We start from the raw sequence: 14,965 nt of genomic DNA, 5'->3' as shown, positions 1-14,965 counted from the left end.
ATGACGCGCCGGTCTTACCTGCTGCTCATATTATTGACTTGTCATGTAATGGCCTTTGCGACAGAACTCCGCAACCAGATCACGATACAGGTTCGTGATACCCGCATTAATTTAGACGTTAAAAACACACCACTCAGAAAAGTATTTTTACTCATTGAATCTCAGACTGGTCTTTCCATTGGTTACAACGCTACGCATGTTGCAGACAATCAGCTTGTGAGCTACAAAGCTGCTGGGGCCCCGCTGGCTTCCGTTTTGCAGGATTTACTGAAAGGGTACGAAGGTGCGGTGAAACAGGTAGATGAACGTCACATCTTCCTGAAGATTGAAAAAATAAAAGCTGCACCAGTTGTAGTAGCACAAACTGCCGATGCAGCAACTGTGACCATCTCTGGTATGGTTACTGACGAAAGCAACATGCCTATTCCAGGTGTGAGCATTCACGAAAAAACTTCTAAGGTAAACACGACTACCGATGTAAATGGTAAGTACTCCATCAAAGTAAATATCGGTGATGTACTGGTATTTAACTTCATCGGTTACGCACCACAGGAAGTACCGGTTACTTCAGAGAACATGCTGAACGTACGGCTGAAAAGCCAGCACAGCCAGCTGCAGGAAGTGGTAGCCATCGGTTACCAGTCAGTAAGAAAGAGCGACCTGACCGGTGCCGTATCCAGCGTGAAATCCAGCGAAATGAACCTCACAGCGCCTACCGTAGGTCAGGCCATCGTAGGTAAAGTAGCTGGTGTACAGGTATCGCAGGTGAGCGGTGCACCTTACAAGAGCACAAAGATTCGTGTGCGTGGTATCGGCTCCTTCAATGCGAGCTCTGATCCATTGTACGTAGTAGATGGTTATCCTGTAGACGCAGACGTTTTCATTAACCCTGAAGATATCGAAACCATCGACATCCTCAAGGATGCGGCTTCTGCAGCCATCTATGGTTCCCGCGCTTCCGGCGGTGTGGTGATGATCACTACCAAAAGAGGAAAATCCGGCAGCAAAGGTAAACTCGAATATAGCTATACTACTGGTGTAAACCAGGTGTCTAAGAAAGTGAAGCTGTTAGACAGCAACCAGTTCCTGCAACTGTTGGTAGACGGTCGTAATGGTACTTATAGGAACCTGATAGAAAACAATACCTCTCTGACATGGAATGATGGTATGATGAGTGATAACAATGCGACCCGTGTGGCAAATGTGGGGAATGCAAACGCTGTGCAGATCGATCCCCGCTATTATGACTTCGCCAATCAAAAGGTCATTCCTTCCAAATATAATACTGACTGGCAGGACCTGATCTACAGGAATGCTTTCTTTGGTCGTCACAATGTTTCCTTCTCTGGTGGTACTGACAATATCAGGTATTATATGAGCGGCGGTTACCAGAATCAGGATGGTGTGGTACTGAATACAAGTGTAAAAAAGATCAACCTGAGAATGAACCTGGATGCAACGATCAATCCAAGATTAAAGGCGGGTGTAAACATTTCTTACACCAACAACCAGAACAGGGAATTGAGTGAAGGCCGCTGGGATCACAACCCGATCATGACAGCGCTGTTGATGCCTCCAAGTGCACAGCCATACGATTCTAATGGTAATCCACTGAAGAATGAAATTGCTGCACTATCTGCAACCTATGGTTACAACAGCTTCGAAAACCCGATTGCGCTGGCAAAGGAAATTAACATTACCCGCAAAGGTAACCGTAGTAACTACAACGCTTATGCTATTTATACCATCCTGCCGGCACTGACCGTGAAGGCCAACGTAGGTATGATGAGTTATTCCGAGAAGTATAACTATTATTACCCTACCAGCTTAAGTAGTGGGGTAAGTGCACCTTATTCTGACAATGCAAAGGCTGCTGCAAATGGTGTTGCTCAAAACCAGAACGTTGTAGACCAGCTGGCTGAGTTCACGTTGAACTATAACAAGCGTTTTGGTAATCATAGTATTACTGGTCTGGCAGGTTATTCTGCCCAGATAAATACCACTGACCTGGTAAAAGTGACTGCAAAAGGTTTTGAAGATGACCGTATCCAGGAAATCACCGCAAAAGGTGCTGATGGAACGGATTTCCAACTGACGGATGCCTACAAATCTACCTGGACGATGATGTCTTATTTTGGTCGTGCAAGTTATAATTACAATGAAAAATATTTCCTGACAGGATCTATACGTACAGATGGTTCTTCCCGTTTTGGCCCTCAGAACAAGTGGGGTGTATTCCCTTCTGTATCTGCAGGCTGGAATATTTCAAGCGAATCTTTCTACCATGACTGGCTGGGTCAGTTCTCTACATTGAAACTGCGTGCCAGCTGGGGTTTAAGTGGTAACAATAATATTGGCAACTACAATACGATGACTACTATGGCCACAGCCACCGGTACCGTATTTGGTTCCGGTACTGTGAACTCTGCCTATTATCCGGGAGACCTGAAAGACCAGAAACTGGGTTGGGAATCTACTTCACAGTTTAATACAGGTCTTGACATTGGCATCCTGAAAGGTCGTTTGAATTTCATTGCTAACTATTACCTTTCTTATTCCTACAACCTGTTGTTCCAACAAACTATCTCTGCTATCTCAGGTTCTACTTCCATCCTCACTAACCTGCGTGATTCAAAGATCCGTAATAGTGGCATAGACCTGCAGGTAGATGCCAGGGTTATTGATGGTAAAGATTTTCACCTGGGTGTAGCGGGTAATATCTCTATCAATAAAAATAAGGTTTTGGATTTAGGTGGCGGTAGCACTATTATCAAGGCCGGTGCTGAGCGTTCTTACAAGACACACATTACACAGGAAGGCCAGCCGGTGGGTATGTTCTATGGTTTCAAGGTATTGGGTGTGGCCAAACCAGGTGATGTGGGTAAGGTGGCTGAATCTTCTGCTAACAGCTCTCCATTGAAAGCAGGCGATTTATACTTTGAAGATGTAAATAAGGATGGTGTTGTAAATGATAATGATAAAAGGGTGATCGGTTCTCCATATGCTAAATTTACTTATGGTTTCGCACTGAATGCCAGTTATAAGAATTTCACTTTCTCTTCTTCTTTCAATGGTTCTTATGGCAACAAAGTACTGGATGGTCAGGATTATTACCTGTACAACATGGAAGGTTCAGGAAACCAATATGCGGATGCAGCAGGCCACTATGTGAGCGAAGCTAATCCAGGTAACGGTCATGTATTCCGTGCATCCAGAAGTGGTACACAGAGTAACAGTACCCGTCTGTCTACTTTCTACCTGCAGGATGGTTCTTTCTTCCGTTGTACAAATGCCACACTGGGTTATGACATTAAGTCAAGAGTGCTGAAAAACCGCCTTGGCCTGAGCAGCGCAAGAGTCTATGCAAGTGTAGACAACCTGTTCACTATTTCTAAATACAAAGGTTACAATCCTGAAGTAGATTATAATGATGGAAATAACCTGACACCAGGTGTAGATTATGGTAAGTATCCATTGGTACGTGCATATAATTTAGGTGTTAAGGTAGGCTTCTAATCCTTTTATTTTCAAAATTATTCAACATGAAACGTATCTTATTAGCAATAGCAGCCACTGTGGTACTGGCATCCTGTAGTAAGGATTTTCTGAACCAGTCTAACCCCAATGCGCTCAGTGTATCTGATTATTTTGCATCAGAAAATGATGTCCTTTTAGCAGTAAACGGTATTTACCAATCCCTGAGAAGTTCTAACTGTATCGGTGAAAACAGTGGCCTGTACCTGGAAGAGCGATCAGACAATACCGGTCGTAATGACTATTCCAACTCTGGTGAGCCGTTCCAGTTTAATGATTTCTCAGTATTAGTCGGTAACTCTTATTTATTGTCTCACTGGGCAGCCTTATATGAAACTGTTTCCCGTGCGAATGTGGTATTATCCAACATTGATGGTGTAAGCTATTCCAGCAATGATACGAAGCTGGGTTACGCTGCTGAAGCTAAATTCCTGCGGGCATTGATGTACTTCCACCTGGTACGCCAGTGGGGGGCTGTACCTTTGGTAACAAAGCAGTTGACTACTTCCGACGAGGTAACTGCTTATACCTATCGCGCAGCTGATACAGCTGTATATGCGCAAATCATTACTGACCTGAAAGATGTATTGGAAAGTCCACTGCCCAACTTCCAGACCGGCGATAAAATTGGCCGCGCATCCAAGGCAGCTGCCAATGGTCTGCTGGGTCAGGTGTACCTGACTATGTCTCAGACAATTGAAGACGGTCAAAGCACAGCTCACTTACAGGATGCAAAAACATACCTCGAGGCTTGTTACAATATGCGCAACTTCGGTCAGCTGAGCGAAATCCCTTATTCAGATGTGTTTAGCGTGGATAAAAAGTCCAGTTGCCCTGAGCTGATCATGCAGATTGTGTATAAACAAGGTGATGCTACTTATTCCTCTTCTATAGCTGCAAATAACCAGGCTGCCGGTGAAACCATCAACTCACAAAAAGAAGCAACAGGTGTAGGTGGCAACGTTTTAGGTGATCTGATCGATGATTATGAAACCGGTGATCCAAGAATGGATTTCTCTGTGAAATATGCGAATGCTTCCAATGTAAAGGATTACTTCATTACCAAGTTCCGCGATGCTTCGGATGCTGCCGGCGTGAATGGTTATGGGGGTAACGACTGGATCCTGATGCGCTATGCAGACATCATCCTGAACCTGGCTGAGGTAAATAATTTGCTGGGCGACCAGACGACTGCGATCTCTTTCCTGGACCAGGTGAGAACAAGGGCAGGTATGTCTGATTATGCAACTGCCTCAAAGGATGCTAACTATGCGGCTAAGTACCCAACACTGAAACTGGCTATCCTGCACGAAAGAAGAATTGAACTGGCATTCGAAAACCACAGATGGTATGACCTGCTGAGAACATTCACTACTGACGAACTGGTAAGCTACTTCCAGGCAAAAGATCCGGCAAGATATGGAATCGCAATTCCGCAACACTTTACCACCAAGGACAGGTATTATCCTATTCCTTCTGATGAGGTCAAGCTGAACCCAACCGGTATGTACCAAAATCCGGGCTACTAATATTTTACATTTTCCCCCTTATATTTGAGCATGGGGCCAGCTGTAATGGCTGGCCCCTTTTTTAATAATATATGTTAAGTATAAACGCTTTTTGTTTGCTGGCAGGTGGCAGACAGCTCTACGCGCCTCGTCAGTAAATATCCTGATAAGGCCAGAGAATTACTGGATTTATTGGAAAAGTATCCTGATTAAGATCATCGGATCGTTTATGCTTAACAGGCATAAACGATTTTTTATATAATAATATTTATATACCTTCGCCCCCGTTGTTAAACCTTAACTCTTAAAATTCTCTTAATGGGACAAGCGAACTTACCTAAATTCTTCAATCACCACGATTATTTCATTGACGAAAAAATCGGGCTTTTCAAATTCTCTAATGCCTATAAAGTGTACGATGATCAGGGACAGCAAATCGGAAATATTCAACAAACCGTACCTGTCTGGCACAAGCTCCTGCGTTTATTCCTGAGCAAAGCCGTATTCCCTTTTACCCTCGACATTAAGGAAATGGACAACACCGTAGTCGCCTCCATTCACCGTGGCTGGACTTTCTGGATGTCGAAAATCACTATCCTCGATGGGAATGGTAATCAAATCGGTGGCATCAAACACAAGTTCAAACTTTTCAAGCCTTTATTCCATATCACTGATCAATATGGTGCTGTGATTGCCGAGATCAAAGGCGACTGGAAGGCATGGAATTTCACAATTGTGGATGCAAGTGGGAATGAATTGGGACAAATTACTAAAAAGTGGGCAGGTGTGATGAAAGAAGTATTCACCACAGCTGATAAATACCGTGTGATCATAGGTAAAGAATGCCCTGAAGATCTGAAAAAGATCGCCATCGTAGCTGGTGCCATCACCATCGACATGGTGTTAAAGGAATCAAAATAATGTGGAGGCCGGGTAACACCGGCCTTCTTGAATCCCCCGTTGCCCCTCTATTTCTACAAATTGTGTTAAAATAGTACCACCCCTGCACACTCTGGCATTTTCTTTGAATTTAATGGCTGAACCCGTCCTCGAATCAGAGGCATCTTTATTGTGAAACCGTTAATTAGATGTGACCATGAGTAATGTTGTTAAATTCCCTTCTTTGTGCATTGGCATTGGCTGTTCCGCAGGTGGCCTGGAACCCGTTTGTGAATTTTTTCAGCACTTCAGAGAAAAAACAGGCGCAGCTTTTGTGGTGATACCGCATTTATCAGCCGATTATCCAAGCCGTTTCAGCCACATTCTGCAACGGTTTACAGAAATGCCGGTTCATCGTGTGACCGATACCGTGAATCTGCAACCCGATAATGTGTATGTATTGGTAGAAGGTAAGATGATGATTGTTGAAGATCATATATTGCGGGTGCGGAAACGCTATTCCCGCGAAGTCATCAACAAGTCAATTGATATCTTCTTCAAATCAATGGCCAAATGTTATGCTGAGAACGCGGTGGGAATCATCCTGTCCGGTATGGGCACGGATGGTATTGATGGTATTAAAGCGATAGAGGACAGGCATGGCCTCGTACTTGTGCAGGATCCGGATACCACCGACTTCAATATCCTGCCCCTGACAGCCATCAATAGAGATGATCCGCATGCGGTACTGCCGCCACCGGAAATTGCCAAGTTCCTGCAGCGATACCTGATAACTGATAAGCGAATGATTTGATGCTATTTTTATATATCTTTATCGATTTATATAGACACAAGTCAAAAAAGTTTGTATGCCTGACATGCATCAAGATGCTGAGAGTAACCGGAAACGAATCGGTGCGGGGCCTAATGCTGCATTAAAAAGTATCCTATCTATCCTGTCAGAATTTTCAGGTGTAGATTTCTTGCAGTACAAGCTTTCCACCATTACAAGACGGTTACAACGCAGGATGTCGTTAATGAACATTCCAGGTTTTGAAGAGTACCTAACTTTAATAAAAGATAATGAGAACGAACAGAATGTAGTATTTGCTGAACTTTTAATTCATGTATCGTCGTTTTTTCGGGACCCCGGCAGTTTTGAATATCTCTTCAGAACCATCTTGCCAATGGTTACCCGGCAGGCGGTTGATGGGGACGACCAGGTACGTATCTGGGTGGCCGGTTGCGCCACCGGAGAAGAAGCCTATTCTATTGCCATCTGTCTCTATGAAATCATGGGGCACGACAACTTCACCGAAAAGGTAAAAATCTTTGCCACTGATCTCTCTGATGCTGTGATAGCCACAGCCAGGAAAGCCGTGTATGCTAAAACGCAGATGGGAGGCGTTTCTGATGCAAGGCTGGAAAAGTTTTTCAGAGAAGTAGAACAGGGATACGAAGTAGTCAGTTATATCCGCGACGTCTGCGTATTTGCATCCCACAATATGCTCACTGATCCGCCATTTGCTAAACTGAATCTGATCAGTTGCCGCAATGTATTGATATACATGCAACCCATACTACAAAAGAAAATGCTTAGCATTTTCAACTACGCACTGAAAGATAAAGGCTACCTCTGGCTGGGCAAATCCGAAACCAACCGCTCGCCCGACCTGTTTGAAATGCCTTCGAAAAAGACGAAGATCTATTTAAAAAAGAACGTAGATAAGTGGACGCTGAGAAGTGCGTTCCCCACTAATAAAAAAATCAAGCACATGACACCCAGCTTCGACCAGGAAAGAGATGAAAATGTTGATGCACAGAAGGCCGCTGATAGTATTATACTTTCCATGTTTGCTCCGTCAGCTGTATTACTCAATGAACAATTTGACATTATCGAATTCCGGGGTGTAACCCTGCAGTTTTTTGAGCACGGACCGGGTAAAGCCAGTCTGAATATCCTGAAACTAGCTCACAGAGATCTGGTACATAGCCTGCGCAGTGCCCTGAACCAGGCTCAAACAGGCAAAAGAAATGTAAAGAAAGAAGGGATCACCATCTCGGTGGTTTCCGGCCAACTCACCGTTGGCTTTGAGATTGTGCCTATCGTCAACCTGCACGAGACTTACTACCTGGTCATCTTTAATCACCAATCTCCTGACCCATACGCCGCCGATACGAAGAGAACAGAACCTGTCACCGAAAGCACTGATGATAAGACACTGCGCGTATTGCAAATGGAAAAGGAAGTGCAACGCTTCAAAGACGAACTGCGCGCTGTAGCCGAAGCATACGAGGCGACCAACGAAGAACTGCAATCTGCCAATGAAGAGCTGAAAAGTCTGAATGAGGAACTGGAAGTTTCGCAGGAAGAACTACAGGTGATCAACGATGAACTGAGTACCCGCAACAACGACCTGCTGGAACGAAATAACCAGTTGAATAACGCGCGATTGTATGCAGAAGCCATCGTAAATACCGTACATGAATCACTCGTCATCCTGGATGCAAATATCCGCGTAGTAAGTGCCAACGCTTCTTTCTATCGCGTCTTCAAAATTGACAGAAAGGAAACCGAAGGCAAGATCTTCTACGAACTGGGTAATAAACAATGGAACAATTCCGACCTGCGTTCCCTGCTGGAAAACCTGCATTCTTCCAGAACACCGTTTATCAATTACGAACTCACGCATAAATTCAATACAATAGGGGAGCGTACCATGTTGCTGAATGGTCAGCTCATTACCTCCCAGGATCTTAAGGAAGACCTGATCCTGCTGGCAATCGAAGATATCTCCGAAGTCAGGGAAGCCCGTGAACGGATCGCCCGTAAGCAGGAACAGGTGCGTAACAACGAAGAGCGTTTGCGCCTGGCGCTGGATGGTACCAAAACCGGTACCTGGGAGTTCAATCCCGCTACCAGGGAAATATTATTATCCGACAGAAGCCGCGAATTGTTCAATATCAGCAGTGATGCCCCTGTAGAATATGATACCTTCATCAAAGCAATCCATCCATTGGATGTAGAAGGAGTAAAGGGCGCTGTTCAGGCCGCACTGGCAGGCATTGACAATGGACAGATCAATATCGATTTCCGTATTACAGCCAGCGAAGACAGGATCAAATGGATCTCCTGCAAGGCGCAGGTATTCTTTGAAGAACGCATCGCCAACCGCATTTTAGGCGTGGTGACAGATGTTACGGAATCAAAACAATACCAGCGTCATTTACAGGACGTGAACAACCGCCTGAACTTTGCCCTGGAAACGGGCAAATTAGGCTCATGGGAGCTCAATGTCGAAACAGGCATACTGGAGTGCAATGAACTGTGCAAGGCAAATTATGGCCTGCCTGCAAACGCTGTAGTGACCATCGACAAACTCCTGCAGGCTATCCATGCCGAAGACCGCACCCGGGTCAGGGAGGCTTTGGATATTGCACTGGCAAACCAAACACCGTTTTCAGAAGAATACAGGATCAAAGGCCATGACCCTGTTATACGCTGGGTAATGGCCCGGGGACAATCTGTAACCGACGAACAAACCGGTGTGAAACACATGATCGGCATCACCCAGGATATTACGGAACGCAAACAGGCTCAATTACACCTGCAACAAAGCGAAGCCTACTTCAGGATGATTGCCGATACCGCTCCTGCCATGATCTGGATCGCGGAAAAAGACGGCTCCTTCTCCTTCTTCAACAAGGCGTGGCAAAAATACACAGGTCGCTCCATGGACCAGGATAAGGACAAAGGCTGGTACGACATTATGCATCAGGATGATATCGATAAATGGAAGATCAACTTTAGCCGTTCCTCCCGCGACAGACGGAATTTCTATGCTGAGTTCCGCCTGAAAAGACAGGATGGCAGCTATCATTGGTTATCCTGCTCCGGTATTCCCCGCTTTATAGGGCAGGATGAATTCGTAGGTTTTATTGGAGCCTGTGTAGACATCGATGATCAGAAAATGGTGGAAGATGCGCTGGAAAGAAAAGTGCGCGAGCGTACCATCGCCCTCGAAGAGGCCAATGCAAACCTCTCCAAACGCAACCACGAATTGGAACAATTTGTATTCATCACCAGTCATGACCTGCAGGAACCGCTGAGAAAGATCCGCCTCTTTGCAGACATGCTCGAAAGTGTAAAGCCTGACAACAATAAAATTGATACCAGGTTGTACCTGGGTAAGGTCAAACAATCTGCCATCCGCATGTCGGACCTGATCCGTGACCTGATTGCATATTCCCGCCTGGAACTGGGCGAAAATGCCTTCCTGCCTGTGGACCTGAACCAGATAGTTGCCAATGTGACGGAAGATTTTGAGCTCCTGATCAGGGAAAAACAGGCACAAATGGAAATCAGCGAACTGCCCGTACTGGATGCCGTGCCATTGCAAATGAACCAGTTGTTCTACAACCTGATCGGCAATGCCCTGAAATTCTCGAATCCAAACGATTCCTGCCGTATCACCATCAGTGCCAAAAAGCTGACAGCCACAGACATGAACGATTACCCACACCTGAGTAAAAATACATCCTGGTACCGTATCGTGGTGGCAGATAATGGCATCGGATTTAACCAGTCTTATGCCGATAAATTATTTGTGATCTTCCAACGCCTGAACCAGAAGGAAAAATTCGAAGGTACGGGTATCGGACTAGCCTTATGCCGCAAGATAATGGATATCCATAACGGTGATATTCAGGCATTTGGGGTAGAACATCAGGGCGCCGCCTTCCACATCATTATACCAGAATTACAACAATAAGCGCTTTTGCCCGAAGGTAAAAGCGTATATAATAAAAAGATAACATATCCACATTCGTCGATTTTATCCCCACAGATACAATAAATCCCCGTCGCAGTACGTAAAATAAAGGAGGAGTTCAAATATTATTAACAAACCCTTGGTAATCATTATATATTATTATTGTAAAATTTAATATAATTTTGCGTAAATTTCGTTCTGATTACAAAATTTGACACTGGTTGGGCAATAGTGATCGAAAATGACTATGAGCCAGACCTACCCATATAGCTATGAGGCCTATCCTATGTCTATTTTTTATTATCGCGCAGTTGATTGTCAGGGGACAATCACAATCGTCGCCTCCGGCTGCTTCACCGCCACCGGCAGCAACGCCTTTAGCAACGGCACCTCCTGCAAGTGGTGGACCGGGCAACACGCCTCCGCCTCCAACTACTCCTGCGCCAGTAGTAAGAAAAGGAAACTTTGAAACTGAATTTAAAATGAAATCAGGGAGCTACCTTGGTTTTGGACAAGTAAATCTCGGGCTGGGGGAAGTAGCAGTCAGAGTGACTGTCTTTTGTGAAAATAAACAATCAAAAGGTTCCAGACTCGAATTTAGAATTAACAGCCCTAAAGGAAAGAAAAGTCGTCGTATAGGTACCCTGAAGATCCCATATACCGGAGACACAACATATGCCCTCAAAATGACAGGCAATTCCAAATACTCATTTGGTGTACATGACCTCTACCTCGTAGCGAGGGGAAGCCAGTTCAGTATTACTGCTATCTCGTTCGAGACGGATTATTAACCCGTGATTGTCAAAGAAATTATTCTTCCTTGATTATTTTTTCTATTTTAGGATTGTGTTTAACAACCCGGACTTTTCATTTGTGTAATTGTAGCTAAAACCTGATTCATCAGCCAGATTCATGGCGCCTTATTTTCATCATTCATTAAAAACAAAACCACGTTGTGATGATCATCCGAAATAAAAGCGTTTAACCAAACGGCCATTTTCGTTTATTAAACTCGTTGAAAACCAAAATCTTCAGTAACACCCGTTACTGCTGGCTTCGTATTCTGTAACTATCAAATCTCGCGTATGAAAAATTTGCTCCTCTTCCGGGGCTGGCTTTGCCATGCCCTGACCCTGCTTTTTTATTGTAGCGTTATACAGGCACAAGATCTCCCTCTCAAAGGGCGTGTCGTAGACAAAACCAATGCGCCTGTCATCGGGGCCACCATCAAAATAGACGGCACCTCAAAAGGTACTACCACAAACCCCGAAGGCTCTTTTACCCTGCCCGTAGCCAAAGGGGCGAAGATCACTGTCAGCGCTATCGGCTACCTGCCCCAGACACTCACCGTCAATGGTCCGGTTATCGATGTCTCCCTCGAAGCTGATACCAAAGGCCTGAGTGAAGTAGTCGTAGTAGGTTACGGCGTCCAGAAAAAAGAAGCCATTTCCGGTGCTATCACCAGTGTAAAAGGTGCGGACCTCATCAAGTCGCCCGCTACGAATTTATCCAATTCCATTTCCGGCCGCATGCCAGGTGTCACTGCTATGCAGAACAGCGGTGAACCAGGGTATGATGGTTCTACTCTCCGCATTCGCGGTTCCAACACCCTGGGCAATAATGATCCCCTCGTTGTGATCGATGGTGTGGCCAACCGTGTAGGTGGATTGGAAAGAATCAACCCCGTGGATATCGAAAGTATCTCCGTTTTAAAAGATGCCTCGGCTGCCATCTATGGCGCCCGCGCAGCAAATGGTGTCATCCTTGTTACAACCAAAAGAGGGAAGTCAGGCAAGCCCCAGCTGGCCTATTCATTCAACCAGGGATGGTCTCAGCCTACCCACATTCCCGATATGTCCAATGCCCCTGAGTATGCACAGTTGCGTGATGAACTCAGTCTGTACAGGGATGTTCCGGCTACAGAATGGAACAATGCATGGAGTGTATACCAACAGCATGGCACTTACACTTCTCCTTCTACCAGCAAGACCTGGGATGTAGCCTTTGGCCTGGATGAAATTCAGAAATACAAGGATGGATCCGACCCCTGGTTATACCCGAATACCAACTGGTATAAGTCTACTTTCAAAACCTGGTCTCCACAATCCAATCACAGCCTGCAAATGTCCGGTGGTTCTGAAAATGTAAAGTACCTCACCTCGTTTGGCTACCAGTCACAGGACGCTTATTACAAAAACTCTGCTACCGGTTATAATCAGTACAGCCTCCGCGTAAATCTCGATGCGAAGGTCAATAAGTACATGAATGTAGCTGTAGACCTGATGGGCAGGGAAGAAAACCGTCATTTCCCCACACGTAGCGCCAGCGACATTTTTCGTATGCTCATGCGTGGAAAGCCTACAGAGCCTGCTTTCTGGCCAAATGGTCTGCCCGGTCCTGATATTGAATATGGTAACAACCCTGTTGTGATCACCACCGACCAAACCGGTTATGACAAAGATCGTCGTTACTATGTACAGAGCAATGCACGACTCGACATCATCATTCCATGGGTAGAAGGATTGAAGCTGAGCGGCAACATCGCTTACGATAAATACCTGAAGCGGACCAAAGACTGGATGACGCCCTGGTACCTGTATACCTGGGATAAGAAAACTTATGAAGACGATGGTAAAACACCCCTGCTCATCAAAAGCAAAAGAGGGACAGACCAGGCCAGCCTTTCACAGGGTGCTGAAGACCAGACGAATCTCTTATTAAGAGGCTTGCTCACTTATGACCATACTTTCAATAAAGATCATACAGTAAACCTGGTATTTGGTATAGAAAAAGAAACTGTCAGCTTCGACGATTTCGGTGCTTCCCGCAAATACTTTATTTCCAGCCTGATTGACCAGCTAAGTGCAGGTGGTGATGCCGAAAAAGATAACTATGGAGGTGCATGGGATCGTGCACGCTTAAATTATTTTGGTCGTGCTGCATACAATTACAAAGAAAAATACCTCGCTGAATTTGTATGGCGATATGATGGTTCGTATATGTTCCCTGCTTCTTCCCGTTTCGGTTTCTTCCCCGGTATCATGGCAGGGTGGCGCATTTCAGAAGAGAATTTCTGGAAGAACAATGTGAAATTCATCAATTACCTCAAACTTCGTGCTTCGTGGGGTAAACTGGGTAATGACCAGATCTATTTTGATGATAATGGAGATGGTACGCTTACGCTGCAGGAATATCAATACTACGCTTCTTATGGTTTCAATAGTTATATTCTCGGTGGCAATGTGGTGAAATCACTCTATGAAGCACGTATGCCTAACCCCTTCATAACCTGGGAAGTAGCGAATAATTACAACATCGGTTTAGATGGTGCATTATTGAACAGCCGACTCTACTTCGAACTGGATGCATTCATGAATAAACGTACCGGTATCCTCGTAAGAAGGAATGCTTCTGTGCCACAAACCACGGGCATGACACTACCTGCGGAAAACATTGGTAAGGTCGATAACAAAGGATTTGAATTCCGCATTGGTTATACCGACAAGATCGGTCCTGATTTCAGGTACGACGTCAGTGTAAATGGTGGTTATTCAAAAAATAAGATCATCTTCTGGGATGAAGCACCCGGCGCACCCAGCTGGCAAAGGTCTACAGGCCGTCCTATGAACACAGCGCTCTACTATGAATATGATGGCGTATTCAAAGATTTTGATGATATAAACAAAAATACAATCGATTACAGCGCTCTGACCAATAACCTCAAACCGGGCGATATGAAGTTTAAAGACATAGATGGCAATGGTAAAATTGATGGCGACGACAAGGTAAGGAATGATAAGAGCACCCAGCCGACATTTACAGGTGGTGTCAACATTAGTCTACAATACAAAGGCTTTGATATGGCCGTGTTGATACAAGGCGCTACCGGTGGTGCACTGGCCATCAACACAGAATCTGGTGAGATCGGCAACTTCACTAAAGATTATTACGACCATCGCTGGAGTCCTGATCACCCCAGTTCTGTTGATCCACGTGTCAATGACAGAAACGATACCTATTGGGCTACCGGTAATACCTACTGGTTCAGAAAAACTAATTATATCCGGTTGAAAAATCTTGAAATCGGTTACAGTTTATCTGACTTAATAAAGAAACGTTCAGGCATAAATGGACTGCGCATTTATGCGAATTGCCTGAACCTGTTTACGCTGGATAAATTAGGTATCCTGGATCCTGAATCCGTGAATGGAAATGGCCAGTATTATCCACAGGCCAGAGTGATCAATGCCGGTTTTACATTAACGCTTTAAT

7 protein-coding genes are annotated in these 14,965 nt (G+C 45.0%); all 7 read left to right on the top strand.

Annotated features, from left to right (window positions below):
* The 7 genes from SIO70_RS21915 to SIO70_RS21885 all read left to right on the top strand — a co-directional run bounded on the left by SIO70_RS21915 (position 1) and on the right by SIO70_RS21885 (position 14,964).
* A complete protein-coding gene (locus SIO70_RS21915) occupies positions 1 to 3,516 on the top strand; it encodes a TonB-dependent receptor (protein WP_320574321.1) in 3,516 nt (1,171 codons plus the stop codon).
* A gap of 26 nt (positions 3,517 to 3,542) precedes the next feature.
* Positions 3,543 to 5,063 carry a RagB/SusD family nutrient uptake outer membrane protein gene (locus SIO70_RS21910; protein ID WP_320574319.1) on the top strand — a complete coding sequence of 507 codons (1,521 nt, stop codon included), beginning with the start codon at positions 3,543 to 3,545 and terminating at the stop codon, positions 5,061 to 5,063.
* Positions 5,064 to 5,360: 297 nt separating this feature from the next.
* The gene (locus SIO70_RS21905) at positions 5,361 to 5,963 is read left to right on the top strand and encodes an LURP-one-related/scramblase family protein (RefSeq protein ID WP_320574317.1); all 603 of its coding nucleotides are present in this window, start codon (positions 5,361 to 5,363) and stop codon (positions 5,961 to 5,963) included.
* Between the two features lie 175 nt (positions 5,964 to 6,138).
* Entirely contained in the window at positions 6,139 to 6,735 is a 597-nt protein-coding gene (locus tag SIO70_RS21900) for a chemotaxis protein CheB (RefSeq protein ID WP_320574315.1), read from the top strand.
* Between the two features lie 55 nt (positions 6,736 to 6,790).
* Positions 6,791 to 10,693: a CheR family methyltransferase gene (locus SIO70_RS21895; protein WP_320574313.1), complete on the top strand. Its 3,903-nt coding sequence runs from the start codon at positions 6,791 to 6,793 to the stop codon at positions 10,691 to 10,693.
* Positions 10,694 to 10,965: 272 nt separating this feature from the next.
* Positions 10,966 to 11,484, top strand: coding sequence for a carbohydrate-binding protein (locus tag SIO70_RS21890; RefSeq protein ID WP_320574311.1), 519 nt, complete (start codon positions 10,966 to 10,968; stop codon positions 11,482 to 11,484).
* 294 nt (positions 11,485 to 11,778) lie between these two features.
* Positions 11,779 to 14,964 carry a TonB-dependent receptor gene (locus tag SIO70_RS21885; RefSeq protein ID WP_320574309.1) on the top strand — a complete coding sequence of 1,062 codons (3,186 nt, stop codon included), beginning with the start codon at positions 11,779 to 11,781 and terminating at the stop codon, positions 14,962 to 14,964.
* Position 14,965 lies beyond the last annotated feature (1 nt).

The sequence above is a fragment of the Chitinophaga sancti genome, assembly GCF_034087045.1.
GTDB lineage: Bacteria > Bacteroidota > Bacteroidia > Chitinophagales > Chitinophagaceae > Chitinophaga > Chitinophaga sancti_B.
The sequence above is the reverse complement of the archived record's forward strand: the minus strand, read 5'-3'. Positions and strand labels throughout refer to the sequence as shown.

Bases quoted from the DNA above. Each gene is read 5' to 3' on its own strand.
- SIO70_RS21915 (WP_320574321.1), top strand. From the start codon at position 1: ATGACGCGCCGGTCTTACCTGCTGCTCATATTATTGACTTGTCATGTA.
- SIO70_RS21910 (WP_320574319.1), top strand. From the start codon at position 3,543: ATGAAACGTATCTTATTAGCAATAGCAGCCACTGTGGTACTGGCATCC.
- SIO70_RS21905 (WP_320574317.1), top strand. From the start codon at position 5,361: ATGGGACAAGCGAACTTACCTAAATTCTTCAATCACCACGATTATTTC.
- SIO70_RS21895 (WP_320574313.1), top strand. From the start codon at position 6,791: ATGCCTGACATGCATCAAGATGCTGAGAGTAACCGGAAACGAATCGGT.
- SIO70_RS21900 (WP_320574315.1), top strand. From the start codon at position 6,139: ATGAGTAATGTTGTTAAATTCCCTTCTTTGTGCATTGGCATTGGCTGT.
- SIO70_RS21890 (WP_320574311.1), top strand. From the start codon at position 10,966: ATGAGGCCTATCCTATGTCTATTTTTTATTATCGCGCAGTTGATTGTC.
- SIO70_RS21885 (WP_320574309.1), top strand. From the start codon at position 11,779: ATGAAAAATTTGCTCCTCTTCCGGGGCTGGCTTTGCCATGCCCTGACC.